14 protein-coding genes and 2 pseudogenes are annotated in these 25088 nt (G+C 73.8%); 6 read left to right on the top strand and 10 right to left on the bottom strand.

The features are described 5' to 3' along the window. Positions 1-24 precede the first annotated feature (24 nt). The gene (moaA, locus tag CC117_RS05175) at positions 25-1017 is read right to left on the bottom strand and encodes a GTP 3',8-cyclase MoaA (RefSeq protein ID WP_071082590.1); all 993 of its coding nucleotides are present in this window, start codon (positions 1015-1017) and stop codon (positions 25-27) included. Positions 1018-1296: 279 nt separating this feature from the next. Here moaA and ppgK point away from each other — a divergent pair, with 279 nt between their 5' ends. The 4 genes from ppgK to CC117_RS05155 all read left to right on the top strand — a co-directional run bounded on the left by ppgK (position 1297) and on the right by CC117_RS05155 (position 6648). Next, complete coding sequence (gene ppgK, locus CC117_RS05170) at positions 1297-2124, top strand: polyphosphate--glucose phosphotransferase (RefSeq protein ID WP_071082589.1); 828 nt, start codon at positions 1297-1299, stop codon at positions 2122-2124. Positions 2125-2492: 368 nt separating this feature from the next. Then, on the top strand, positions 2493-5033 hold the full coding sequence (gene sepH / locus CC117_RS39740; RefSeq protein ID WP_071082588.1) for a septation protein SepH: 2541 nt from the start codon (positions 2493-2495) through the stop codon (positions 5031-5033). A 159-nt stretch (positions 5034-5192) separates the two neighbouring features. Next, positions 5193-5393 carry a DUF7455 domain-containing protein gene (locus CC117_RS05160; RefSeq protein WP_018636871.1) on the top strand — a complete coding sequence of 67 codons (201 nt, stop codon included), beginning with the start codon at positions 5193-5195 and terminating at the stop codon, positions 5391-5393. A gap of 166 nt (positions 5394-5559) precedes the next feature. Then, positions 5560-6648: a YihY/virulence factor BrkB family protein gene (locus CC117_RS05155; RefSeq protein ID WP_071082587.1), complete on the top strand. Its 1089-nt coding sequence runs from the start codon at positions 5560-5562 to the stop codon at positions 6646-6648. A 56-nt stretch (positions 6649-6704) separates the two neighbouring features. Here CC117_RS05155 and CC117_RS05150 read toward each other — a convergent pair whose 3' ends face one another. The 4 genes and pseudogenes from CC117_RS05150 to CC117_RS40320 all read right to left on the bottom strand — a co-directional run. Beyond that, the gene (locus CC117_RS05150) at positions 6705-7937 is read right to left on the bottom strand and encodes an LCP family protein (protein WP_321572584.1); all 1233 of its coding nucleotides are present in this window, start codon (positions 7935-7937) and stop codon (positions 6705-6707) included. Between the two features lie 1130 nt (positions 7938-9067). Then, positions 9068-9576 (bottom strand): annotated as a pseudogene (locus CC117_RS39735) (CoA transferase); the annotation flags it as partial. After that, positions 9545-9688: a CoA transferase gene (locus CC117_RS40325; RefSeq protein ID WP_407673475.1), complete on the bottom strand. Its 144-nt coding sequence runs from the start codon at positions 9686-9688 to the stop codon at positions 9545-9547. The pseudogene CC117_RS39735 and the gene CC117_RS40325, both read right to left, overlap by 32 nt. 76 nt (positions 9689-9764) lie before the next feature. After that, a pseudogene (locus CC117_RS40320) lies at positions 9765-9941 on the bottom strand (CoA transferase); the annotation flags it as partial. 409 nt (positions 9942-10350) lie between these two features. Here CC117_RS40320 and CC117_RS05140 point away from each other — a divergent pair. Continuing rightward, positions 10351-11757 carry an aminopeptidase P family protein gene (locus CC117_RS05140; protein ID WP_071082585.1) on the top strand — a complete coding sequence of 469 codons (1407 nt, stop codon included), beginning with the start codon at positions 10351-10353 and terminating at the stop codon, positions 11755-11757. Between the two features lie 258 nt (positions 11758-12015). Here the strand turns inward: CC117_RS05140 and CC117_RS05135 are convergent, their stop codons facing one another. From CC117_RS05135 to CC117_RS05110, 5 genes are all read right to left on the bottom strand, one after another. Continuing rightward, a complete protein-coding gene (locus CC117_RS05135) occupies positions 12016-12357 on the bottom strand; it encodes a histone-like nucleoid-structuring protein Lsr2 (RefSeq protein WP_006542630.1) in 342 nt (113 codons plus the stop codon). Positions 12358-14063: 1706 nt separating this feature from the next. Then, a complete protein-coding gene (locus CC117_RS05125; RefSeq protein WP_071082583.1) occupies positions 14064-14909 on the bottom strand; it encodes an ABC transporter ATP-binding protein in 846 nt (281 codons plus the stop codon). Between the two features lie 211 nt (positions 14910-15120). Then, a complete protein-coding gene (locus CC117_RS05120) occupies positions 15121-19230 on the bottom strand; it encodes a SpoIIE family protein phosphatase (RefSeq protein WP_071082582.1) in 4110 nt (1369 codons plus the stop codon). Further along, positions 19227-21815 (bottom strand): GNAT family N-acetyltransferase, encoded by a 2589-nt coding sequence (locus CC117_RS05115; protein WP_407673473.1) that lies wholly within the window; start codon positions 21813-21815, stop codon positions 19227-19229. Before CC117_RS05115 ends, CC117_RS05120 begins: the two co-directional genes overlap by 4 nt. Continuing rightward, positions 21812-23104 carry an acetoin utilization protein AcuC gene (locus CC117_RS05110; protein WP_071082641.1) on the bottom strand — a complete coding sequence of 431 codons (1293 nt, stop codon included), beginning with the start codon at positions 23102-23104 and terminating at the stop codon, positions 21812-21814. The genes CC117_RS05115 and CC117_RS05110 overlap by 4 nt, the downstream gene beginning before the upstream one ends. Before the next feature lie 184 nt (positions 23105-23288). Here CC117_RS05110 and CC117_RS05105 point away from each other — a divergent pair, with 184 nt between their 5' ends. After that, positions 23289-24866 (top strand): AMP-binding protein, encoded by a 1578-nt coding sequence (locus CC117_RS05105; protein WP_071082581.1) that lies wholly within the window; start codon positions 23289-23291, stop codon positions 24864-24866. Positions 24867-25088: the final 222 nt, after the last annotated feature.

Genomic DNA, 25088 nt, shown 5'->3' with positions numbered 1-25088 from the left:
CCGCGCGGACACTCCCTGGTGAAGTCAACCGCCGATCGCCGACATCGGGCGGTCCGGCTGGCGGAAGCCGGGTGTGTCGATGCCGTGGCCGGCACGCTTGCCCTCGACGGCCCGGGCCCACAGGACCGCCAGGTCGTCGTCGTCGGCGCCGGCGCGCATCGGGCCCCGCAGGTCGGACTCCTCCCGCGCGAACAGGCAGTTGCGGACCTGCCCGTCCGCGGTGAGCCGCACCCGGTCGCAGGCGGCGCAGAACGGCGCGGACACCGAGCCGATCACCCCGACGGTGCCCGGGCCGCCGTCAACCATGAACAACTCGGCCGGTGCGCTCCCCCGCGCCTGGGCCCGGGCCGGTTCCAGGCTGAACTCGGCCCGCAGCAGCTCCATGATCTCAGCTGCCGTGACCATCTCGGCCCGGCGCCAGCCGTGCTGGGCGTCGAGCGGCATCTGCTCGATGAACCTCAGCTCGTAGCCGTGTTCCAGGCAGAAGCGCAGCAGCGGCGCCGCCTCGTCATCGTTCAGGCCACGGACGAGGACAGCGTTGACCTTCACCGGGGTGAGCCCGGCGTCGACCGCGGCGGCCATGCCGGCGAGGACGTCCTCGATCCGGTCCCGGCGGGTGATCCGGGCGAAGCGGTCGGCGCGCAGTGTGTCCAGCGAGACGTTGACGCGGTCCAGACCCACGGCGGCCAGCCGGGGCGCCAGGTCGCTCAGCCGCAGGCCGTTCGTGGTGAGCGAGATCTCGGGCCGCGGCGACAGCGCCGCCATCCGTTCCACCAGGTGGACGAGGCTGGGCCGCAGGGTCGGCTCACCCCCGGTGAGGCGGATCTCGGTCACCCCGAGCCTGGTCACCGCGAGCGTGACCAGGCGCAGGACCTCGTCGTCGGTGAGGATCCGCTCGGTGGGTAGCCAGTCGAGCCCCTGGGCGGGCATGCAGTAGGTGCAGCGGAGGTTGCACCGGTCGGTCAGCGACACCCTCAGGTCGGTCGCGACTCGCCCGTAGGAATCGGTTAGCCGCATACGGCCAGACTAGGTGCCGCCCGGACGGGGCACACGCGTTTGACGGGCACGCCCGACGCCGGGGGTCGTGCCCCGGGTGGCCCGATCGTCCGCAGTGGCTATGAACGTCCGGCACCGTCGAAAGCGCCCGCGACCGCCACGACGTCCCGGCGGCCTGCGAAACTACAGCAGGTAAGGCAAGGTCGGCGTGGCCCGGCGAGGCCGCCCGGCGCCGGCGTTTCGGAGCACGGCGCTCCGCGGCACGGCGCACAGCGAGACATTGGGGAGAGGACGGGGTACATGCGGGTCTTCGGGGTCGACATCGGTGGGACGGGTATCAAGGGCGCCCCGGTCGACACTGAGGACGGAACGCTGGTCGCCCCCCGGTTCCGCATCCCCACGCCACAGCCGGCGGAGCCCGAGGCGGTCGCGCAGACCGTCGCGCAGGTGGCCGAGCACTTCGGGTGGACCGGCCCGGTCGGCGCCACCTTCCCCGCGGTGATCAGGGCAGGGGTGGCACACACCGCCGCGAACGTCGACGAGAGCTGGGTCGGCAGCGACGTGTCCGCGGTGCTCGGCGGGGCACTCGGCCCCGCCCTCGGCGGCACGGAGGTCGCGGTCGTCAACGACGCGGACGCCGCGGGGATCGCCGAGATGGCCTTCGGTGCCGGCCGCGACACCGCCGGCCTTGTCGTGATGACCACCTTCGGCACCGGCATCGGCACCGCGCTGTTCCTGCACGGCCAGCTGATCCCGAACACGGAGCTCGGGCACCTGGAGATTCACGGCCACGACGCGGAGACGAAGACGTCCGACGCCGCCCGGGAGCGCGAGGACCTCTCCTGGGAGAAGTGGGCCAAACGGGTCAACCGCTACCTGGGTGCGCTGGAGGCGCTGCTGTGGCCTGATCTGATCATCGTCGGTGGTGGGGCGAGCAAGAAGGCTGACCGCTTCTTCGACCATCTGGAGCTCCGGACGAAGGTCGTCCCGGCGCAGCTGCAGAACGAGGCGGGCATCGTCGGGGCGGCCATGTTCGCCGCCGGTGAGCAGATCCGCCCGCGGCCGGCCCCGCGGCCGGCGCGCCGGCGAGGCCCGGCCACCCGGCCGCCGGGGGGCCGGCGTCCCTGACCACGGCGGCGGGGCGAGTCGTCCGCCCGTCCCGCGKGCATCCCCCGGACGGGCCATCCACATGGGTGGTCCGCAGGGTGGTGATACGTCACATCGACGTCCGGGACCAGCCCCCGACGTGTCCAGAACCTTCGACGCGAGTCAGACTGTGCGTGTCGTCGGCCGCAATGCGACCGTCTGGCGCCATCGATGGCAGGCTGTCACCTACCGGGCATGGCGGCGAGGCGGTTTGGCGTGCACGCCGCACGCCGGCGTGCCCTCAGGGTGTCCAGCGGGGCAGGCCGGACACTCGGCCCCGTACGGGCTTCGGCACGGTGTGTCACCGCACCGGGCCCCACGGCAGGAGATCGACGGGAGGAGAAGGCGCCATGCGCGAGCTGCGGGCGGTCGCACTCAGCGAGGACGGCGGCTATCTCGTACTCGCCGACGCAGCCGGGCGTGCCGATGCGGAACAGTTCCGGGTCGCCGTTGACGATCGGCTGAGGGCCGCGCTGCGCGGGGCCCGACGTAGTGAAGTACGCGCGGAAAGCGCGCTGACCCCCCGCGAGATCCAGGCCCGACTTCGGGCCGGCGAGACCGCCGCGGACGTCGCGCGAGCCGCGGGCATCCCCGTGGAGCGGGTCGAGCGCTACGAGGGGCCCGTCCTCGCCGAGCGCGCCCGGGTGGTTCAGGAGGCCCGCGCCGCGCTTCTCCCGAAGGACCCCGGCGGCATCCCGGGCCGGCCCCTCGGCGAGGTCGTCGACGCGCGCCTGCTCAGCGTCCAGGACGATCCGGTCGCCGCGCAGTGGGACGCCTGGCGGCGGGTGGACGGGATCTGGCTGGTCCAGCTCACCTCGGACAGCCGCTGCGCCCGCTGGACGTGGGACCCGGTGGTCCGCCGCGTGCGCCCGCACGACGACGCCGCTCGGGCGCTGGTCGCCCCCGAGTCCGTCGAGCTGCCGCCGGCACAGCCGCAGCCGCAGGCTCCCGGCCGCGCCTCCGCACCGGCCCTCACCCTCGTACACGACCAGGGCGCCCCTCCGGCCTACCCGAGCAACACCCACGGGGCCGGTGGCTCCGTCCAGCCGCAGGCGCCGGCTGCTCCGACCGCCGTGCCCACCGCGTTCCCCGCCGCGGCCGCGGTGAACGCTGCCGGCTACCTGCCGGGCGGCACCGGCGCGATGGCCGGCCACGGCGTACCGGATCCGGCCGGGTACGGCCAGACGGACGCGGGCGCGCCGGTCCCGGTGGCCGGCCCGCAGGCCACCACCGCCCACGAGCCGGCCGGAGTCGACAACGCGGGCGATGACGCCGGGCACCAGTCCGCCGGCCACGGCCGCGTGACCTACGGCAGCACCGGGTACGAGCCCACCGGCTATGAGGCCGCTGCGCATGGGACCGGCGGCCGGGAGGTCGCCGGGTACGAGACCGTCTCCGGCGGGTCCCACCAGGTCAGTGCCCCCGGCGGGTACGGGGCGGCCGGGTACGGCGACGCCGGAACCGCCGGGGACGAAGCTTTCCGCCACGACAGCACCGGCCACGACAGCACCGGCCACGAGAACCCCGAGGGGTACGAGCCGGCCGGGTACGACGCCGCCGGCCGGGGCACGGGTCTCCACGGGGCGGGCCGGTCCCGCTCACCGGAGCACACCGGGCCCACCCGGATCGCGTCATCCCAGGATGCCTACCCGGCCGCCCCGCCCCGTCCGGTGTCCGCGGCCCGCCGCGCGGCCCCGACCCCATGGCAGGGAACGGCTCCGGGAGCGCCGGCCCGGTCCGCGGGCGGCCGGCGCGCCGCGCCGCCCGCGGGCAGGTTCGCCACCCGCGACCGTGCGGTGCCGCCGCCGGACCACGGCACGGCCGGCCCCGGCGGCGAGAGCCACCCCTCCGCCTCCGTACCGACCGGCCGCCGTGCCCTCGCCCCCACCCATGACTCCCCCACCCACGAGGCAGCTGCGCGCGAGGCCGACGCGGTCGAGTACGCCCAGCCGCCGGGTGTCTCCCACCTCGCCCCCGACTTCGCCCCCACCCCCGACTTCGCCCCCGCCCGCGACGAGGCGGTGCCCACGGCGGCCCAGGTTCCCTACGCCGGGTCGCGGCCGATCGACGAGGTGAACCTCCTCGGTGCCGGCCCCGGCCCGGCCTCGCTCGCGGATGTCACACCGGAGACGGCCGGCATCGGCGCCCCGGCCGCGAGCGCGGAGGCCATCGAGGATCTGACCGGGATGTCACCCGCCGAGGACGTCTGGGACGAGGCCCCGGCCGACTCTCCGGGACCTGTCACGGCCGCCGAGCCGCACGGCGCCGAAGAGGGGACGACAGCGGCGGAGACACCCGTAACACCGCTGCAGACCGCACCACGCCGGTCAGCTACCGCGGCCAGCGGGCCACGCCGCGCCGCTGGGACCCGTAGCACCCCCGCGCGCACGGCGGCGCCAGCACCGGGACGCTCCGGCCGGCCCGGTGCCGGCGCCGCACGGGTGCCCGGGGGTGCGGGGGTGGCTGGCGGCGGCGCGGTCGCCCGCGCCACCGACTCGCCCGGGGCGCCCGCGACACCCGGCGCCGCCGGGTCCGCGGGGGCGGATCCGAGCGGCACCGAGCACCTGGCGGGGACCACCTCGGGCGAGAGCGCCGTCGACACCGCCTCCGTGGCCGACGGCCCCGCAGTCCACGGTGCCGCGACTGGTGACTCGGCCCCGGCGACGGCTCCCACCTCGGACGCCGCAGATGAGAGCACTGCCACAGATCCGGCAGATGAGGCAACGGAAACGGCCGCGAAGTCGACGCGGGGCAACCAGGCGGCAGCAGCGGGTAACCGTGGGCGCCAGAACGGGACAGGTCGTGGAGGCGAACGTCCCGCAGGCGGTCGACGCGGGCGCAAGTCGGTGCCAGCATGGGATGACATCGTGTTCGGCGCTCGCCGGCCCTGACCGGCGGGCCTGAGCACGAGACCCGTCACCGCTCCACCCCCGGGTGGAACCGGGGGGCGGGGGCCGCTCTGGATGCAACGACGCCGAGAGAGCCGGCTGTGAGTAAACCGTCACATGGTCAGGCGGAACGTCTGGCCGCTCAACACAGTTGGAGAAGGTGTGACAGGGACTACCACGAAGCCGACGCTGACCAACCTCGACCGTTGCGACAGGTGCGGCGCACAGGCGTACGTCCGAGTCGTTCTGCCTGGCGGCGGAGACCTGCTGTTCTGCCGCCACCACGCGAAGTCGTACGACTCCAAGCTCCGTTCGGTGGCAGTCGAGTACCACGACGAGACCGAAAAGCTGAGTGTCTCCTGACACATCCTGCTACCGGGGGCATGCCATGGACGCATGGCATGCCCCCGACTCGTGTCCGGCCTGGCGTCGTGGCCGCCAGGCCGGGCCGATGCCCACGTCGACCACCCGAATCTGACCGAAGGGTGCGCTGACCGCCCACCTGGGCGGGTAGTCATACGGTGGGCACGTGTCCACCACGGGGAACGAGCCGGCACCTGCCCTGGCATCCCCCGGAGGTGGCCCAGGAACCGCCCGAGGCGGCGCACGCGGGGCGGCCCAGCGCGCGGCGCGGGTCCTTGTCGGGTTCCGCGTCTTCTTCGGCCCCGACGGCCCCCTGCGCGGTGAGGCCCTGCGGGATCTCGCCCGCCGGCTGCTGCGGCCCCGCTCCTGGATCCCCTGGAGCGCTCTGCGCCTGGCCCGGGTGACCGTCGCCAACGCCTGGCGGCACCGGGTTCTCGGGCTCGCCGCCGAAGCCGGCTTCTGGCAGCTGCTGTCGATGCCGCCGCTGCTGCTCGCACTGCTCGGCACCATCGGCTACGTCGGCGACGCCCTGGGCGGGGACGCCCTGGACAACGTCCGCCAGACCATCCTCGGCGCCGCCGACAACCTGCTCACGGAGTCGGTGGTCGACGACACGGTGCGGCCGACGATCGACGAGATCCTCTCCCGCGGCCGGCCGGACGTCATCTCCATCGGCTTCCTGCTGTCGCTGTGGACGGGTTCCGCCGCGATGGCGACGTTCGTCAACACGATCACGATCGCGTACGGCCAGCGGGAGCTGCGTTCCGCGGTGCGCAGCCGGCTCCTCGCCCTCGCGTTGTTCCTCGCCCAGGTCGCGACCGGTGTCATCCTGCTGCCCGCGCTGGTGCTCGGGCCGGGCATTCTCTCCGACCTGCTCGGCTCCGGCCGCCACCCGATCGTGGACGAGCTCCTGAAGGACCTCTTCTGGCCGGTGGTCGGCGTGGTCTCACTGGCGATGCTGACGTCGCTGTACAACCTGGCGCTACCGCAGCGCCGCCCGTGGCGGCGGGCGCTGCCCGGTGCCGGGCTGGCCCTGTGTCTGTGGCTCGTCGGCAGCTATCTGCTCCGCATGTACCTGGAGCTGGTCTTCAGCAACGAGCTCGTCTACGGATCGCTCGCCGCGCCGGTCGCCGCCCTGCTCTTCTTCTACATCACCGCGCTGGCGGTCCTGCTGGGCGCCGAACTCAACGCCGCGCTGGACGAGCGCCCGCCGCGCCGGCGCCACCGAGGCGAGCACCGGCAACACACCCGCTGATCCCCGGCGGGTGTGTTGGACGGAGCTCGCGACGCGGGCGCCGGCCGTCGCGCCGCTCAGTACGTGCAGCCAACGCCCTCGGCCGGCGCGCCCTGGGCTGGCGCATCCTGGGCCTGCACCGACCGAGCGGGCACCGCCCGCTCCCGCGCCGTCTGGTTCGCCGGCACCACAGCACCCGCCGGAACAGAGCCCGCCGGAACGGCGAAGTGTGCGGGCACCACTGAGCCTGCCGGAGCGAGGCCCGCCGCGCCGGCGCTCTGCGGAACGGACCCACCGAGCCGGTTCAGCAGCACCCCCAGTTCCTCCGGACTGGCGAGCAGCACTGACTGCTGGCCGACCGTCGACGGCGTCGCGGGGATCGTCTCGAAGGCGACCCCGCCGCTGCTGATGCCCTGCATCCGCACGGCCAGCAGGCGCAGGTCGGCCAGGGATGTGTTCTCGTCGAGTGTCAGCGCCGAGGTGGCCGCGTCGACGACGTTGATCAGTTTCCCGGGGTTGAGCAGGGTGCCGGTCGAGGCGATGGAGCGGAAGACCACACCGAGGAACTGCTGCTGCCGGCGGATGCGGTCGATGTCCCCCTCCGGCAGACCGTAGCGCTGGCGGACGAAAGCCAGGGCCTGGGTGCCGTCGAGAGTGTTGTCGCCGACCTGGCCGTGCCAGCCGGAGTACCTGTCGTTGAGGTTGTCGAGGCCGCGCGACTTCAGTTCGGGCGGCAGCTCCTTGACGCAGACCGTCACGCCACCAAGCGCATCGGTCATCGCCTGGAAGCCCACGAAGTCGATCTGCAGGTAGTGGTCGATCCTGATGTTGGTGAGCGTCTCGATCGTCCGGATCAGCAGTGACGGACCGCCGTACGCGAACGCCGCGTTGAGCTTGGACTTCTGCGGGCCGTGCTCCGTCCCGTCGGAGTCGGCGTAGGCGGGGATCTCGACCCACAGGTCCCGCGGGAACGACACCAGCGTCGTGGAGCCGTCGGAGTCGAGATGCGCCAGGATCGTCGTGTCCGAGCGCTGGCCCTCGGTCTGCCCGAACTCCCCCTCGGTACCCGCCCGGGTGTCGGACCCGACGAGCAGGATGTTCTGGGTCCCGCCCCCGGCCGAGTCGGGTCGGGCAGCGGCATCCGAGAACGACAGGTTCACATGGCCGACCTTGCCGTCGTAGTGACGCAGGACGGCCCAGCCGCCCGTCGCCACCGCCAGCACCGCGACAGAGACCAGGGCTGCGCACACCAGGATGGCACGGCGTGCGCCACTGGCCGGGCGCCGCGGTTCGTCGACGGGTTCGTCCACATACGGGCCGTACGGGTCATACGGGTCGCGGGGGCCGTTCGGGTCGTACCGGTCGTACGGCCCGGCAGGCGGCGCGCCGCCACGGTCACCCGGGCCGGGGTGCGACCGCTCGGGCCGGCCACCGCCCGGCCCGGGACGCGGCCACCCTGCTCCCGGCTGCTGCGAACCGGGCTGGCGTGACCCGGGCTGGCGTGACCCGGGACCGGCGGGCGGGGTGGCCGGTGGCAGTCGTCTGGTCGGCGGAACCGCCGGCGGAACCGGTCGGGGCTCACGGCGGGGCCACCCGCCGGCCGGCCAGTTCTCACCGCCGGCGGGAGGCCTCGGAGAGCCGGCTCGGGGCGCCCGGGGGTCGCGCGAATCCCGGGGCGGTCGGCCTGGTGCGGGCCGGGGATCAGCCGGGTCGGGGGAAGCCGACCGGCCCGCGCCTGCGCCGGGTGGCCTCCGGCGGCGTTCACGCGGATCCCCACCATCCGGATTGCCATCGTTCGGAGGCCAGCTCACGGCCACGTCCCCTCATTCACCTGCCGGAGCGAAGATCGTCGCCCCGCCCGGACCCGACGTGCTCCCGCACCGCCCGCAGGCGGCCGGGGTATCGCCGGGTTCGTCCGACATCCGCACCAGGCTGACCGGTGCCGACATCGCTCGATACCCACTATGGTCACCCGATACCCACTGTTGCGCCGCGCAGGCCGCGAACCGGTACCCGCCCGGCTCCGCGGACCACGCTGACCGCACATGACTGTTCTACCTGTGTTCTGTCGGCATCCTCCGTTGTACCGGTATCCCGGTCACGCGCGACCGACACTGCTCGGTATCCGACAGCTCCCGCGCTGGGTCGTCTGCCCAGCACCTACCCAGGCTGACACGGCCGTCCCAGCCGTCACGACTGTCCCAGCTGTCCCGGCCTGTCCCAGGGCGGAGCAGCCTCGGCGAGGCGGGGCCGGTCGCGGGTGCCGCGAAGTCCGCCCGGATCACCGAGCCGTCCGCATCGAGGGCCGGTGCCGCGGGGCGCTCAACCGGATCCGAATACCCCGAAGCTTTGATGGGATTACCGGGGAAGCGGAAGGCCGCCGGCCTCGATCACCATCCGGCGGGCGCTCGTCTGGGGTGAGCCGATCGCCTGGGCGACCTCATTGATGGACCCGGTGGGCAGCCCCGTCTCCTGGAGTATCTTGAGCCAGCCGCCAGCCCCGGCGGCGCAGCCCCGACTCGATCTCGGTTTTCAGCTCCGCCCGTGCCTTCAGCCGATCGCTGTTGACGCGCGGGCGCGGATCCACCACCGGATCCGGCCGGTCGATCACGGCGCAGAGCCGGGCGAACAGGTCGTCGTCGGCGGCGCAGATCACGATGCTGCCGGCAGCGCAGGCGAGCGTCTCAAAGGGCGCAGTGGAGTAGTGTGCGTTTCCGATCCGGGGCGGGGCGACACCGGTCGCCAGATATGCCAACGCGGCCCCTTCGAGCAGGGAGACCGTGGCGCCGAACATGGCAATATCAAGATGGGTTCCGCAGCCCGTCGCTCCCCGGCCGCGCGACGCTGCACCGCTGGCTCCGAAAGTGTAGAGCCAGCGGCGAGATCCCCGATCGGAACACCCGGTTTGATGGGGTCCTCACCCGGACGACCCGTGATGAACACCATACCCGACGCGGCTTGCGCGACGGCGTCGTATGCCGGGCCGCTCCCGCCACGGCCCGGTTTGCCCGAAGCCGGAGATGCTCACGAAAATGAGACGGGGATTGCGCGCAGCGAGCAGGTCCGCGCCGAGCCCGGGCCCGCTCCATCACCCCCGGCCGATAGTTCTCCACCAGAACATCCGCCTGATCGACGATCCGCAACAGAAGGTCACGGTCCGTCGCGTCCCGGAGATCCGGAACGATGGATTGCCTGTCTCGGTTGACCCGGGCGAAGAACATCGATCGCCCGTCGATGAACGGACCGTAGGTACGCGAGTCGCCCCCGCGCCCCGGACGTTCGACCTTGATGACCCGGGGCCCCGAGATCGGCACACATCATCGTCGCGAACGGGCCGGCCAAAACCGGGTGAGATCAACGGCGAGAAGGCCCGGCCTCGATCCGGGAGCGCTCGCCACGGCGAACGACGCTACCCGACCAGGGCGTGGGCGGCCTACCGTTAACGGTATGAGCGCCCAGTCCCACCAAACACCAGCTTCACACCCCGCCCCGGGCTCACCCCCGAGCGGCGGGAGCGAGGACACCGCACACCGGAGCTCTCTCACTTCGCCCGACGCAGAAGCGGAACAGGCAACGCCTCCCGCGGAGGCCTCCGCGGGCGCCGGGCAGGCCGGGKCACCACAGGAAAACCCCCCGACGACAGCCGAACAAGGAACGGACGAACCGGACAGGGTCCGCCAGGCCAATCACGACGAGCAGCCACACGCCGCCTTCCGGCGTTTCATGGCGAGCGGCTGGGCTCCGGTGGACGACACGGTCGCGCCGCGTGACGAGTGCGCTCCCTACACCACCAAACGGCGCTCGCTTCTCGCCACCAGATTCCCCGCGGACACACTCGTTGTGCCCAGCGGCGGGATCCACGTCCGGGCGAACGACACCGATTACCCGTTTCGCCCGGGCAGTGACTTCTTCTGGCTCACCGGATGTCACGAACCGGACGCTGTCCTGATCCTGCATCCCAACGCCGCCGGCGATCACGACGCCGTCCTGTATCTCGCCGATCGTTCCGACCGGTCCAGCTCCGCGTTCTACACAGACCGCCGTTACGGCGAACTGTGGGTTGGCCCGCGCCCCGGGGTGCGGGAGACCACAGCAGCACTTGACGTCGAATGCCGGCCGTTGCCGGAACTACCCGAAGCTCTCGCCCGTCTCGCCCCGGCCCGGACAAGAGTGCTGCGCGGGCTGGATGCCCGGGTGGACCGGGCGGTGAGCCGCTGGGCTCCGACCACCTCGTCCGCCGACCGGGATGCCGTGCTCGCCCAGACGCTGTCGGAGCTCCGACTGGTCAAGGACGATTTCGAGATCGCCCGTCTCGACGAGGCGGTGGCCGCGACCATTGTCGGTTTCACCGAGTGCATGACCGAGTTCGAGCGCGCGGCGGCTCTGCCCAACGGCGAGCGGTGGCTGGAGGGAACGTTCTGGCGGCGGGCCCGGGTCGACGGCAACGACGTCGGCTACGGATCCATCGTCGCCTGCGGGCCACACTCCACGACCCTGCACTGGGTGCGGGATGACGGCCCTGTCCGGCCCGGTGACCTGGCTCTTCTCGACATGGGTGTCGAGGGACGCTCGCTGTACACGGCCGACCTGACGCGCACGCTGCCCGTCGGCGGACGCTTCAGCCCGCTCCAGCGCCAGGTCCACGACGTCGTCTACCAGGCACAACAGGCGGGAATTGCCGCCGTGCGGCCGGGCGCGACCTTCCTCGATCCACACCGCGCCGCAATGCGCGTGATCGCTGCGGCGCTGCATGACTGGGGGCTGCTGCCGGTCACCCCGGAGGAGTCCCTCAGCGAGGATCCGAAGGCCCCGGGGGCGGGCCTGCACCGGCGCTACACGCTGCACTCGACGTCACACATGCTCGGCCTGGATGTGCACGACTGCGCGCAGGCGCGCGATGAGACATACCGGGATGCCGCGCTGGAGGCGGGGATGGTACTGACGGTCGAGCCTGGCCTCTACTTCCAGCCGGACGACCTCACCGTTCCGCCGGAGCTTCGCGGGATCGGCGTCCGGATAGAGGACGACATCCTGGTCACGTCAGACGGAAGTCGCAACATGTCAGCCGGGCTCGTGCGTTCGGCCGACGAGGTCGAAAGGTGGATGGCCGGCGAAGCCGGCAGGTGCTGAAACCGCGAGGGATCCAGCCAGCCGGCCGCCCATTTGACCGCCCCCGGCCGTAGTACGACCGTCGGCCGGCAATCGACACAACGTGGTCTGGTTCCTGCCCATCGATCGCACGATGGGCAGGAACCACGACGCGAAAAGATGATCACGCCTTCTTCGGCCGCCGGCCCGAGGAGACCCACACCAGCTATCAGGGTGGTGCTCGGGTAGTACCAGGGTCGACCCGCTCGGCGCGTCGACCCGAAAGCAGTAGGACCAGGCTCAGTGAGCCTTGTCGTACGCCTCCACGATGTTCGACGCGATACGGCCGCGGTCACTCACCGTGTAGCCGTTGCTGCGCGCCCACTCGCGAATGTCGGCCGTGCGGTCGGTTCCGCCGGTGCGCCGCGAAGCAGCGCGCGCACCGCGCCGGCCACTGGCGGCACGCCCACCGGAACGACGGGCGGCGGTGACGAACGGCGCCAACGACTCCCGCAACTTCGTGGCGTTCTTCTCCGACAGGTCGATCTCATACTGTGCGCCGTCCAGTCCGAACCGGACCGTCTCGTCGGCCTCTTCTCCGCTGAGATCGTCAATCAACGAGACGATGGTCTTCTGTGCCATGCCACTCTCCTTCAGGTCAGCGGACCGCAGAACTTACGGGTCTAGTATTACCACGAGAACACCGTGAACTGTCACGCCTGGTTCGACAGACTCGCGCTCCAACCGCGTCGATGGCGCAAGTGCGGGCTCGAGGTGGGGTGTCGACGCAGCCCAAAGGAGCGGATCGACATCGACATGATAGAGAGATGATCATGTTCTTCGAATCACACCTTCCGGTTCGAAACGTCGACCCACGAACGGAGCCACCGTCGCTCACGGCAACCCACCAGCAGCCGGTGCCATCCCGGAGACGCCGCTACCCGGGCACGAGACAGGCTTGGTACGCGTCCGGACCGTTCGATTGCCCGGCAAACGAGGCCCCCGACGGGGCAGGGTCTTTGGTCAACCTGCTGGGCGGGAACCCACCGCCGTGTTTGCCAAAGCCGACCCACCGCGCCGGATGAGTACGCCGGATTCCGCTCCTGACGCTATGCACCCGACTGGCGCGGACTACGGTCTCACCTGGGTCGTGGACGCGGCGAACGTGATTGGCGCCCGGCCCGACGGCTGGTGGCGCGACCGCGCAGGTGCCGCCAGGCGACTACACAGGGACATTCTCACCCTGCTCCACCGGGCGGATGGACCCCGCACTCAAGCCGACCGGCCGGCACAGGTGCTTCTTGTTCTCGAAGGCGCCGCCCGGGCGGGTGTACCGGCCGGGCCCGGCTCGCCGAAGTTCGCACCACCCCGGCACGGTTCGGGCGATATCTCCGCCGGACAGCGGGAAGACCAGCTCCCGGCGCCAGCATCCGAACCGAACGCCCCGTTACCCGGAAAGGGGACGGAACCCCCACACCTCCTGGTGATCCACGCACCAGCCAGTGGGGACGACGCCATCGTGGATGCGGTACGCGGCACGACATCGCCGACTCTGGTGGTGACATCCGATCGGGCGCTGCGGGATCGCGTTCGCGCACTCGGCGCACAGGTCACGAGCGCCCGCTGGCTACGGGATCTCCTTGACGAGACCTGAGTACCGATATGCCGGAAATCACTATGTCCGGAATCACATTTTTCGAAGGCCGAACCCCGGCACCGCGACACGTTCAGGACGCCGACAGATAAGGACGCCCAAGGCACCGGCCTGCGCCCGTCCCACCTTCGCCGGTCACGATGCCCGGTTTGCCACCGCGGATACGGCGGGTCCAGCCGGGTCGGACGCCCCTACACCCCTGCGCCGGCCGCGGCCGGCCGGCCGGAAGTCGACCCGCAGCCGGGAGTCGACTCGCGGCCGGGACCGCTCCCCAGCCGCCCCACCGCGCCAGGAAGGCCCTCGAACGCCGGGAGGGTAATGAAACCCTCGATTCTCGATACCGGCCAGCACAGGCGACCTGAGCGGCTTGAGCGGGTTGAGCGGCTTCGCGGGCAGCTTTCGTAGGCAGCTACAGCCGCTCAGGCCCACCGCGGCTGCGCCCGCGTCCGGCGCGGCCGCGCGCATCGGAGGGCGGCGGAATGCCCGCCGGACGCGAAAGCAGGACGCGGTCGGACACCGGGATCACATCCGCCCGCCATGGCACGGGCTGCTCGGCGACGGGCTGCTCCGGCCGGCCAGGCGGACGCAGGCTGGTTCGGCACGCGTGTACCGGCGCCGGTGTTCTCCGGCCGGATCCGGGTGGACCTACCTCGATGAAATGACGGTTCAGCCGCGATGGCGCGGGATTGCCCTGTCAGGCCGGTGCCGGAGCCGGCACAGGTGCGGAGGCCGGCGGCCGGGTACGCGGTCCAGGCGCGGCGAGCCGGGCCGCGTACCGGCCCGCGGTGGCCGACACCTCCAGCGGCAGACCGAAACAGGATGACAGGCGCTCGGAAACCAGCACCTCGCCGACCGGCCCGGCGGCGAGAACCTGGCCACGGCGCAGCAGCAGGGCGTGTGTGACCCCGATCGGTATCTCTTCGACGTGATGGCTCACCAGCACGGTGACGGGCGCGGCCGGGTCGGCGGCGAACCGGGTGAGCCGCCGGAGCAGCGCCTCCCGGGCGCCGAGGTCGAGGCCGCTCGCCGGCTCGTCCAGCAGGAGCAGTTCGGGGTCGGTCATCAGTGCACGGGCGATCAGGACCCGCTTGCGCTCGCCCTCGGAAAGGGTGCCGAAGGTCCGCGCCGCGAGGTTCCGGCAGCCGAACTGGCCCAGCAGCTCGGTGGCCCGCTTCAGGTCGACGTCGTCGTACTGCTCGTCGCCGCGGCCCAGCACCGACCAGGCCGCGGTGACCACCGCGTCGAGGACACGCTCGTCGGCCGGCGGTCGGTCGGTGAGCACCGGGCTGACCGCACCGACGCGGTAGCGCAGCTCCTGCAGGTTCACCCGGCCCAGCCGCTCGCCGAGCAGATGCACCGTGCCGGAGGTGGGGAACAGCCGTGAGGACGCGATCTGCAGCAGGGTGGTCTTGCCTGCGCCGTTCGGCCCGAGGAGCACCCAGCGCTCGCCCTGGTTCACCACCCAGTTCACGTCGCGCAGGAGGTCCTGCCCGTCACGTCTGACCGTGACCTGATCTAGGCGCAGCACGGCGTCCGACATGACGCTCACGTTACGCGAGCCGGCCGGTGTTCCGGCGTCCCGGTCAAGGGAAAGCAGGACGTACCCGCGCCCCTGCGCGGCCGGAGAAGGCCGGAACGGGACAACGGCTTTCCAGCCCCGGCCGGCCCCCCGGCGGCCCCGGCGGCCCGCTGCTGACCGGCCCGGCGACCGGGCGTCGGGCGGGCGTCGGCCGGGCCTCGCGCGGGCCCTGTCAGGTCCGGTCGGGGTCGATCTCCGCCCATACCAGCTTGCCGTCGCCGACCGGGCGCGTGCCCCACCGGGACGCCAGCCTGCCCACCAGGTCGAGCCCGCGCCCGGTCTCGTCCTCGGGCCCGGCGCGGCGCCGGCGGGGCATCCGGCCGCCGGCGTCGGTGACCTCGATCAGCAGGTGCGGCGCCCCGCCCGTGCCTGTTCCGGCGGACGCCATCCGGCGGACGCGCGCCGACAGCGGCTCGCGGCCGTGCACGAGCGCGTTGCCGACGAGCTCGGAGAGCACGAGGACCACGGTGTCGATCAGCGCGGGTGGGAGCAGGGCGTTCTCCAGCGCGACCCGGACCTGGGCCCGCACCTGGCTCAGGCCGGCGCCCGGGTCGGCCGAGACATCCAGCGGCTCCGCCCGGCTGTCGCGCTCTGGCAGCCGGGCCAACAACAGGGCCACGTCATCACCGGAACCCGAGCCCGCCGGCGGCCGGGCGGCGCAGGCCGCCCGGGCCAGGACGTCGAGTCGGTCGTCCCAGTCCTCCGCCGGGCGCGCGAGCACCGCGGCGAGGTTCGACACGCCCGCGTCGATGTCCGTCCCGGGCCCGCGGACGAGCCCGTCGGTGAACAGCGCGAGCAGGGAACCGGGCCCAAGCTGCACGGTGTACTCGGTCATCGCGTCGCGGGCGAGCCCCAGCGGTGTCGCCACCGCCATGTACAGCCGCGACACCAGGCCGTCCGGGGCAACCACCAGGGGCGGCGGATGTCCCGCGCTGGCCAGGGTGAGCTGGCCGGTTTCGGTCTCGATGACCGCGTAGATGCAGGTGGCGATCAGGTCCTCGGCCAGATCGGCGACAAGCAGGTCGAGCTGGGTGAGCACCTCCGCGGGCGGCAGGTCGAGGCGGGCGCAGGTCCGGACGGCGCTGCGCAGCTGCCCCATCAGCGCCGCCGCGCGCAGGCCGCGTCCCATCACGTCGCCGATGACCAGCGCGGCCCGCCCGGCACCCAGGTCGATGGCGTCGAACCAGTCGCCGCCGACCTCGTCGGCCTCACCGGCGGGCAGGTACCGCGCCGCCAGGTCGAGGCCGGCCAGGGTGGGCAGCCGCGGCAGCAGCGCCTGCTGCAGTTCCCGGGCCTCGCCGCCGGCCGGCCCGCCCCGCCCGGCGCGTTCGAGAGCCGGCGCGGTGCGGGCCGCGACCTCGGTCAGGAAGGGCAGGTCATCCCCGGTGAACGCGGCCCGCTCACCGGTGACGATCATCGTCAGGACGCCGACGGGCCGTCCGCGGAACAGGATCGGGACCGCGGCGGCGCTGTGGCCCTCCGCGTCGCGGACCCACCGGGCCAGTTCCGGGGCGAGGACGCCGTCCAGGAACAGCGGCAGGCCCGGCAGGGGCAGCCCTCCGGACGAGGACAGGGCGCCGGAGTACGGAACGCCGCCAGGCGCCGCGCTGCCCTCCCCCGCGTTCAGCAGGATGGGGCCGGGACGCCCGCCCGGACCGTCGGCGACGGCAGCGACGGCGGCGGCGGCGAGCGGGCTCGGGGTGGGCAGGAGCAGCGCCGGGCCGCCCGGCGGCGGGCCGGCGGCGAGGCCGTCGCGGACGGCGAACACGGCCGGGCGCACCGCGGGCCCGTCGGCGGGGTCCGATCCGTCCGCGGGGGACGCCAGATGGACGAGGCAGACGTCGGCGATCTCCGCGACGACGACCGCCGCCAGCGCGGCCAGCGCCCGGTCGGGATCAGCCGCGGCCGTGACCGCGGCTCCGGCCTGGGCGAGCTGCTCCAACCGGCGCCGGGCCGTGGCAGCCGACGCCTGCTGGGTCTGGGCGGCGGCCCGGGCTGTCGCCAGGTCCGCGTCGGACTCGTCCCGGGCCAGCCGGCGCTCGGTCGCGTCGGCGGCGACCCGCTCGAACAGCGTCGCCCGTTCCAGCGCCTGTGCGCACTGCTCGGCGAGGGCCAGCAGGAACTCCTGGTCCTCGCCGTCGAAATCCCGTGCCGCGGGGAAACCGAGGTGCAGGACGCCGAACGGCGCGTCCGTCGTCGCCAGCGGCACCAGGGCCCAGGCATGCTCGGGGCCTGCCTCGACGGTGCCGAGCAGGTCCGCGACCGGCCAGCGGGCGCCGAGCTCGTCCCGGCTGCGCAGCAGAACCGGCCGCTGGCCGCGGACGACCTCGGCGAGCGGGTGGATGGCGCCGAGCGACACCTCCGACCATCGCCCGGCGTACTCGGCCGAGGTGCCGACCAGCGCGTGGAAACGCAGCCGGTCACCGGTCTCGTCGATCAGCGCCACGCCGCGGCTGACGGCGCGCGCGGCGCGGCCGGCGTGCTCGACGACGGCGGCGACCACGTCGTCGACGGTCACCGCCCGCCCCAGCGCGGAGGTGAGGCGCCGCGACTGGTCCCGGCGCCACGCGGCCTCGTCCGCGGCAGCGGTGAACGACGCCCGCGCCGCGGCGGCCGAACGGGCTTCGGTGACGTCCGCGAACACGCCGACCCATTCGGCGTGCTGGCCGTCCACCGCCGGCACCAGCCGCGCGGTCATCGTCCGGAACCCACCGGTGACGTCCGGGACGGTGAACTCGGCGTCGAACGGCTCGCCGCGCTCGACCGCGCCGTGCCAGGACCGCCGGGCCTGCTCCCGCTCGTCCGGGTGGACGGCGTCCAGCCAGCCGAAACCGGCCGTCTGCGGGCCGGTCTGCCCGGTCGCCGCACGCCAGCGGGGCAGATCGATGTCGAGAGCGCCGTCGGCGGTGGCGTGGAAGACGTCGGCGGCTGCGGCGTCAACCAGCAGGCGCTCACGGGCCTGCGCGCGGGTGAGGTCTGCCTGCGCTGTCTTCGCCCGGGTCGCGTCGACCGCGACCAGGACGGCGCCGGCGGGCGTACCCAGCCGGTCCGTCGCCGGGTACCAGCTCGCCAGCCAGGTCTGGTCCGGACCGGTGCCGCCCGTGGCGACGCCGATCTCCAGGTCCGTCACCGGCTCTCCGGTTCGCAGCACGCGGCCCAGCAGGACGTCCATCTCCTGCCCGATGTCGCCGAGCAGCTCCGACATCGTGCGGCCGAGATGCTCGACGGCCGGACGTCCGTTGAGCCGGGCGAGCACCTCGTTGACCCGGACGTAGCGGCCGGCGGTGTCGTAGAGGGCGAGGCCGACCGGCGCCCGGTCGAACAGGGCGTCCCGCAGGGTCTGCCCGGTGGGATCCGCGGCCGGGGGGAGCAGCGGCGGCGGCAGGGACGTGCCGAGGTCGGATCCCGCGCCGGGATGCGCGGAGCCCGGCGGCAGCAGCCCGTCCGGCCCGACTCCGCCGACCGCTCCGGCTCCCGTCCCGCCCGCCGCGGACGCCGAGACGGAGCCGGAGGCGGAGACGGAGGCGGAGACGGAGGCGGGCATGGATGTCGGATCGAGGGTCGGTGTGTGCCAGGGCGTACCAAAGTCAGCGGGGATCGCACCGGCCGCGTCCGGCGGGGCGGTGGGCGGGAAACCGGGCAGACCGGCGAGACCGGCGAAACCCGGCCCGGCGACTTCGCCCACGGACCGCTCGTCGGCCACCTGGCCGAGGGAGGGCACGAACCCCGGCGGCGCCTCCGACGGCGGCGGCGGCGGGCGCAGTGCCCCGGGCGGCACGGGCCCGGAGGCGCCTTCCCCGGACTGCGGCTGCCCGGACTGCAGGGGGGTGGGCTGCAGCTGGTCCGGCTGTAGCTGGTCCGGTGCAGTCACCGGCGGTACCGCGGACGGTCCGGACTCGGACGGCGGTAGCAGCGGTGGTACCGGCGCCGGGCCGTGGGGCGCCAGTCCGGCCGTGGCCGAGGGCCGCGGTTCGCCGCCCTCCCCTTCGCCCGCCAGCGGCTCCCAGCCGGACGGCGTGTGCGCCGCGGCGCCGGCCGCACCGGCGCCCGCGCCACTCACCTCCGCGTAGACGGGCCAGCCATGCTGGCCGGCCAGCCCGTTCCAGCCTCCCGCCGCATGGTCCGTGCTGTCCCAGCCGGGCATCGGCAGACCGGGATAGCCCAAGCCCGTGGAGTCAGGACCACCCGACCCGGCCGGTTCGTCGCCGGCGGCGTCGCGGCCGTCCGCGTCGGGGCCGATGGACGGCCGGCCGGCTGGCTGAGCAGGGTACGGCGTGGTCATGGCAGACGATTGTGGACGGTGGGGACACGTTGTGCCGAACCGGGCTGCGGGTCGGCCGCGGCCGGGCGCTCCGTCACCGGCCTCCAGAACCGGCGCGGACCGGCATCCGCCCGTGGTGTCGGGGGTGCCAGGAGGATCTCCGCCGCGCGCACACTGACCCCGTCCGCCGCGACGATGACGGGGTCCAGAGCCAGGCGGCGCACCGTGCCGATCTCGTCCACGAGTCGGGCCAGCCGCAGCAGCAGGTCCTCCAGCGCCGCGACGTCGACCGGCGCGGCTCCGCGGTAACCGAAGAGCAGGGGCGCCGCGCGTACCGACCGGACCAGCCGGGCCGCGTCGGCGTCGGTCAGCGGCAGGATGTGGTGCGCCCGGTCGCCGAGCAGCTCCGTCGCCGGGCCCGCCAGCCCGAAGGACACCAGTGGACCGAAGCGGGGATTCTCCTCGGCGCCGAGAACCACCGCCACGCCCGGCGGCCCCGCCGCGTCGGGGAGGTGGACGTCCTGCCCTGGGCTGTGGACGTCCGGCGCGGGGGTGAGCTCGATGCCGTAGCAGGCGAGCAGCGCACGCGCGGCGCCGGAGGCGAGCGTGCCGGTCACGCCCGCCGTAAGCCGCCGGGCCTCGTCGACCTGGACCGGGAGCGGGGGGACGGCGCCTGCTGGCAGCGCCCGCCAGCGGGCGTAGGCGACAGCCCGGCGCAGCGCGCCGACCGCCGCCTCCGGCGAGAAGTAGGTGGGGATCCCGTCCAGTTCGGGCCCGATCCGACCGCCGCTCACGGTCGCCAGCAACGGCACGTTCACGCTCGCCGCCGCGGTGGCCGCGCCGACCGCCGCCGACTCGACGGGACCGGTCTGACCGGTCTGACCGGTGGGACCGGTGGGACCGGGTCGGGGCCGAGGTACCGCTGACGGCGGCCGCACGGCGGCCGTGATCAGCGCGTCCGCCCTGGTGGAGGCGTCGACGAGGGCCTTCCGGAACGCCTCCGGGGTGCTGTCCACGGGCAGCAGCACCTCCTCGACGGCGAGGCCGGCGGCGTCCGCGGCCCGCGCCGTGAACCGGACCAGGGCGCGCGAGTCGCCGACGACCGCCACCCGGTTCCCCGCCGGCAGCGGGCAGCTGGCGAGCAGCAGGGCGACGTCCAGGCCCTGGGAGACCCGGTCGACGCCGATCACCCCGGCCTGACGCAGCAGTGCCTCGTCCAGCGGCGTCCGTTCGGAGAGCACGACGACGACCGGAGTGTCCCGCCCCAGCCAGCGGGCGAGCCGGGCGAACTTGCGCGGATTACCGAAGGTCTCCAGGTGCATGAGGGCCACCCCGGTGGACGGGTCGGCCTTCCAGTACTGCAGCAGGTCGTTGCCGCTGACGTCGGCGCGGTCGCCGGCCGAGACGAAGACCGACAGTCCCAGCCCACGGCCGGCGGCGGCCTCCAGCAGGGCGCCGCCAAGTGGGCCGGACTGGGAGTAGCAGCCGATCCGGCCCGCGGCCGGCATCTCGCCGACCAGTGACGCGTTCAGCCCCGCGGCAGGGTTCTGCAGCCCGAGGCTGGCCGGCCCGACGACCCGCATGCCGTACGCGCGGGCGTCGGCGGCGAGCCGGACGTCCGCGGCGTCGTCACGCTGGTCGGTCATGACGACCAGCCCGCGTACCCCGTGCCGCCCGCAGGCGGCCACCACAGCCGGGATCTGGGCGGCCGGCACACACAGCACCGCCAGATCGACCGGGCGCGGCGTGTCCTCGACCGAGGCGTACGCCCGGACCGAGGCGACAGCGCCGTCGGCCGCCGCCGCGAGCGGGTTCACCGGGTGCACCGGCCCGTCGAAGCCGCCGGCCAGCAGGTTGCGCAGCACGATGTTGCCGAGCGACCCCCGGTCCCGGCCCGCCCCGATGACGGCCACGGCCCGCGGGTGCAGGAGCCGGTACACGGACGCCGCCTCCGCCCGGTGCTCCCGGGCCCGCATCACGTCGACGGAGCGAGCGGTCGGCGCGATGTCGAACGACAGCCGGACAGCGCCGGGCTCCCAGGCCCGCGCCACGGTGTAGCCGGCGTCCAGGAACACCCGGATCATCTGCTGGTTCTCGCCGAGGACCTCGGCGTCGAAGCGGCGCACCCCGCGCTCGGCCGCTGCCGCGGCGAGATGTTCCAGCAGCACCGAGCCGATCCCGCGGCCCTGCTGGGCGTCCTCGACCAGGAAGGCGACCTCGGCCGCCGTGGCCAGCGCGGGCGGTGGCAGGTCGGTCGCGCGGCCGCGCTCCCAGTGCGCGAGCGCGACGATCTCACCGCCGATCAGGGCGACCAGTGCGCCGCGGGCCCGCTGGTCGACCTGGGTCGTGCGGGCGATGTCCTCGTCGCTGAGGCCGCGCCGGACGTTGAAGTAGCGGAAGTAGATCGTTCGGGTGGACAGGCGGGACCAGAAGGGGCGCAGCAGCGCTCCGTCCGCCGGGCGGATCGGCCGGATGTGCGCCGTCCCGCCGTCCAGCAGGACGACGTCGGCCTCCCAGTGCTCCGGGTAGTCGTCCGGCACGGGTACTGCCGCCGACGCCCGTACTGCCACCGGTGCCGGCGCGGCGTCGGGACCGGGGCGGCTCACCGGTCCTGGAGGGGGTCGAGGCCGTGCAGGGGGAGCACCGCGCGGCGGGTGGCGGCGACCGCCCGGTCGACGGGGTCGTCGACGTCGCCCTCGCCCGCGTCCCACGGGTGGTAGCGCGCCGAGGCGCCGTCTCCGAAGGCGGCCGGCATCCCGGCCGCGCCGACCGAGTCGTGGCCGGTCGCGGCCCGCACCTTCGCCGGCGCGCCGGCGGCCCAGTCCGGCGGCAGCGGCCGGGCCGGGTCCAGCGGGGCGTGGGTGGCGATCGCCAGCAGCTGGGTCCAGGCCCGCGGGACGACGGCGTCGAGCGCGTACCCGCCTCCCCCGCAGGCCAGCCACCGGCCGCCGCACACCTCGTGCGCCAGCGCGTGCAGCGCCGCGTACGAGGCGGTCTGCCCCTCCAGCGACAGCCGCAGATCCGCCAGCGGGTCGAAGGCATGCGTGTCGCACCCGTGCTGGGTGACGAGGACCTGCGGCCGGAACGAGCGCAGCAGCACCGGCACCACGCCGGAGAACGCCCGCAGCCAGCCGGCGTCGTCCGTCCGCGGCGGGAGCGCCACGTTGACCGCCGTGCCCTCGGCGTCACCCACCCCGACCTCGTCGGGGAAGCCGGTGCCGGGGAACAGGGTGCGCCCGCTCTGGTGCAACGAGATCGTCAGAACCCGCGGATCGTCGTAGAAGGCCGCCTGGACGCCGTCGCCGTGGTGGACGTCCACATCGATGTAGGCGACCCTGCCGGCACCCGCCGACAGCAGCCAGGCGATGGCGACCGCCGGGTCGTTGTAGACGCAGAACCCGCTCGCCGTGCCGCGCATGGCGTGGTGCAGGCCGCCGGCGATCGCCACCGCGTGCCGGTGGGTGCCCTCCCACACGGCCCGCGCGGCGGCCAGCGTGCCGCCGGTGACGAGCGCGGCGGCGGCGTGCATCCGGTCGAAGACGGGGTTGTCGGTGGAGCCGAGGCCGAATCTGGCGGCCAGCCGGGCGCCGGTCGCCGAGCCCGGCGACGCCTCCCGGACGGCCCGCAGGTAGGCAGGGTCGTGGACGAGCTCGATCAGGTCGTCGGATGCCAGCGCCGCGGACGACACCGTGAGCCCGGGGCGGTCGAGCAGACCGGCCGCGCCGGCAAGATCCATGGTCAGGGCGAGCCGGACCGGATGCAGCGGATGGCTCGGTCCGAAGTCGTAGTCGAGCATCGCCGGGTCCCAGACCAGCAGCGTGCGGCCGTCCGCACCGCCGACCGGCGGCCGCGGCCGGGATCCGGTGTCTCGCGGTTGCGCCGGCTCTGCGTTCACGGACCCGCTCACACGACAAGACGGTAACTCCCATCGCTGTCCGGAGCGACGACGCGGCGGACGGATGGCGAAACGCGACACATTAGGGTCAGATCACGTGGCGGGAGACGAAGGACCAGAACACGACGAACCACGCGGTCGCCGGCCGGTTCCCGGCACGGCGTCGAGGACCCCGGTCGGCGCCGTGCTGTGGGAGCCGCCGGCGCGGCGGGTCGCCGAGGCATCCGTGACCCGGTTCCGCGGATGGCTGGCCGAGGAGCACGGGCTGCCCCTCGCCGGATCGGCGGCACTCCAGGACTGGTCGGTCACCGAACCCGGCCGCTTCTGGGACCTGCTCTGGGAGTTCTGCGCCGTCGAGGGTGACCGCGGGGACGGCCCGCCGCTGACCGGCGCGGGGATGACCGGAACCCACTGGTTTCCCAGTGCGCGCGTCAACTACGCGGAGAACGCGCTCACCCGCCACGGCGCCGCACCGGGAATCATCGCCGTCCGCGAGGACGGGGCGACCGCCGTGGTCAGCTGGGACGAGCTGCGCCGGCAGGTCGCCCGCGCCGCCGCCGGACTGCGCCGGCTCGGCATCGGACCCGGCGACCGGGTCGCCGCGGTGGTGCCGAACACGGCGCACGCGGTGATCGCGATGCTGGCCACGGCCAGTATCGGGGCGGTCTGGGCCTCCTGCCCGCCTGACGCGGCGCCCGAGGGGCTCGCCGACCGGTTCGCCCCGATCACCCCGCGGGTGCTGATCGGCGTCGACGGGTACACCCGCGGTGGCCAGGTCTTCGACTCCCTGGAGCCGCTGGCGCACCTCGCCCGACGGCTGCCCAACCTGGCGGCAACGGTCGTGATCCCCTATCTCACCTCCGACGCGCTCGGCCGGGCGGCCGAGGTCGGGGTGCCTGCGCTGCGGTCCTGGGACGATCTGCTCGCCGTCGAGGAGGAGCTGGTCTTCGCCCGGCTGCCGTTCGACGCCCCACTGTGGATCCTCTTCACCACCGAGGCCGGCGGCCAGCCGCGACCGGTCGTCCACGGGCACGGCGGCATCCTGCTGGAGCACCTGAAATCGCTGGCCATGCACCTGGACCTGGGGCCGGACGACCGCCTCTGCTGGCAGGCCACCACCGGCGAGGTGATGTGGCACTACCTGGTCTCCGGGCTGCTCACGGGCACGACGATCGTCCTGTACGACGGCAGCCCGGCCCACCCGGACCTGTCGATCCTGTGGCGGCTCACCGAGGCGATCGAGGTGACCTGCCTGGGGCTGGCCGCGGCGTTCGTGGAAGCCTGCCGGGACAGCGGGCTCGTGCCGGCAGCCCTCGCGGACCTCTCCCTGCTGCGGACAGTCGGGGCGTTCGGAGCCCCGTTCGCCCCCGACGCGGCGGCGTGGGTGTACGAGGCGGTGAGCCCGTCGGTGGCCTTCACACCTATGAGTGGCAGCGCCGAACTCGGTACGGCGCTGATCCTGGCACTGCCGACGGAACCGGTACGGGCCGGCGAGGCCGGGCCGACGCTGGGTTGCGCGGTGCGGGTCACCGACCGGGCGGACACCGGCGGCGAGCTGGTCGTGACGGCACCGCTGCCGTCGATGCCGGTGTTCGTCTGGGGAGACCCGACGGGCGCGTGGCTCTACCAGACCCGGCTGGGCCGCTTTCCCGGCTGGTGGTGGCAGCGTGAACGGGCCCGGGCGACCGCTGCCGGCGCTTTCGCCGTCGGGGACGTCGCCTTCCCGGCACTCATCCCGTCCGGGTTGCGCCCCGGGCCCTGACCCGCCTGTCCCGCCCGTCCCGCCCTGACCCGCGGTCCGGGAGGGGGTCGCGAGGCCGCAGAACCTGGGGGCCATGGGAGGCCGCGGGGGCACGGGGGCGCGGGAAATGGAAGAGCCGGATCCTCGCATCAGCGAGGATCCGGCTTCCCACCACCCTTTACCGGAGCGGTGCGACTGCCCCTGCTCCGGCCTGCTGTGGGCGCCGGCCCGCGTTGCCGCCGC

Origin of the sequence: Parafrankia colletiae, assembly GCF_001854655.1 — a bacterium.
Classification (GTDB): Bacteria; Actinomycetota; Actinomycetes; order Frankiales; family Frankiaceae; genus Parafrankia; species Parafrankia colletiae.
This window is presented reverse-complemented; position numbering and strand designations above follow the sequence as displayed.

Coding starts and splice junctions, on each gene's coding strand:
- moaA (WP_071082590.1), bottom strand. CDS start 1,017: ATGCGGCTAACCGATTCCTACGGGCGAGTCGCGACCGACCTGAGGGTG.
- ppgK (WP_071082589.1), top strand. CDS start 1,297: ATGCGGGTCTTCGGGGTCGACATCGGTGGGACGGGTATCAAGGGCGCC.
- sepH (WP_071082588.1), top strand. CDS start 2,493: ATGCGCGAGCTGCGGGCGGTCGCACTCAGCGAGGACGGCGGCTATCTC.
- CC117_RS05140 (WP_071082585.1), top strand. CDS start 10,351: ATGGCGAGCGGCTGGGCTCCGGTGGACGACACGGTCGCGCCGCGTGAC.
- CC117_RS05135 (WP_006542630.1), bottom strand. CDS start 12,357: ATGGCACAGAAGACCATCGTCTCGTTGATTGACGATCTCAGCGGAGAA.
- CC117_RS05125 (WP_071082583.1), bottom strand. CDS start 14,909: ATGTCGGACGCCGTGCTGCGCCTAGATCAGGTCACGGTCAGACGTGAC.
- CC117_RS05120 (WP_071082582.1), bottom strand. CDS start 19,230: ATGACCACGCCGTACCCTGCTCAGCCAGCCGGCCGGCCGTCCATCGGC.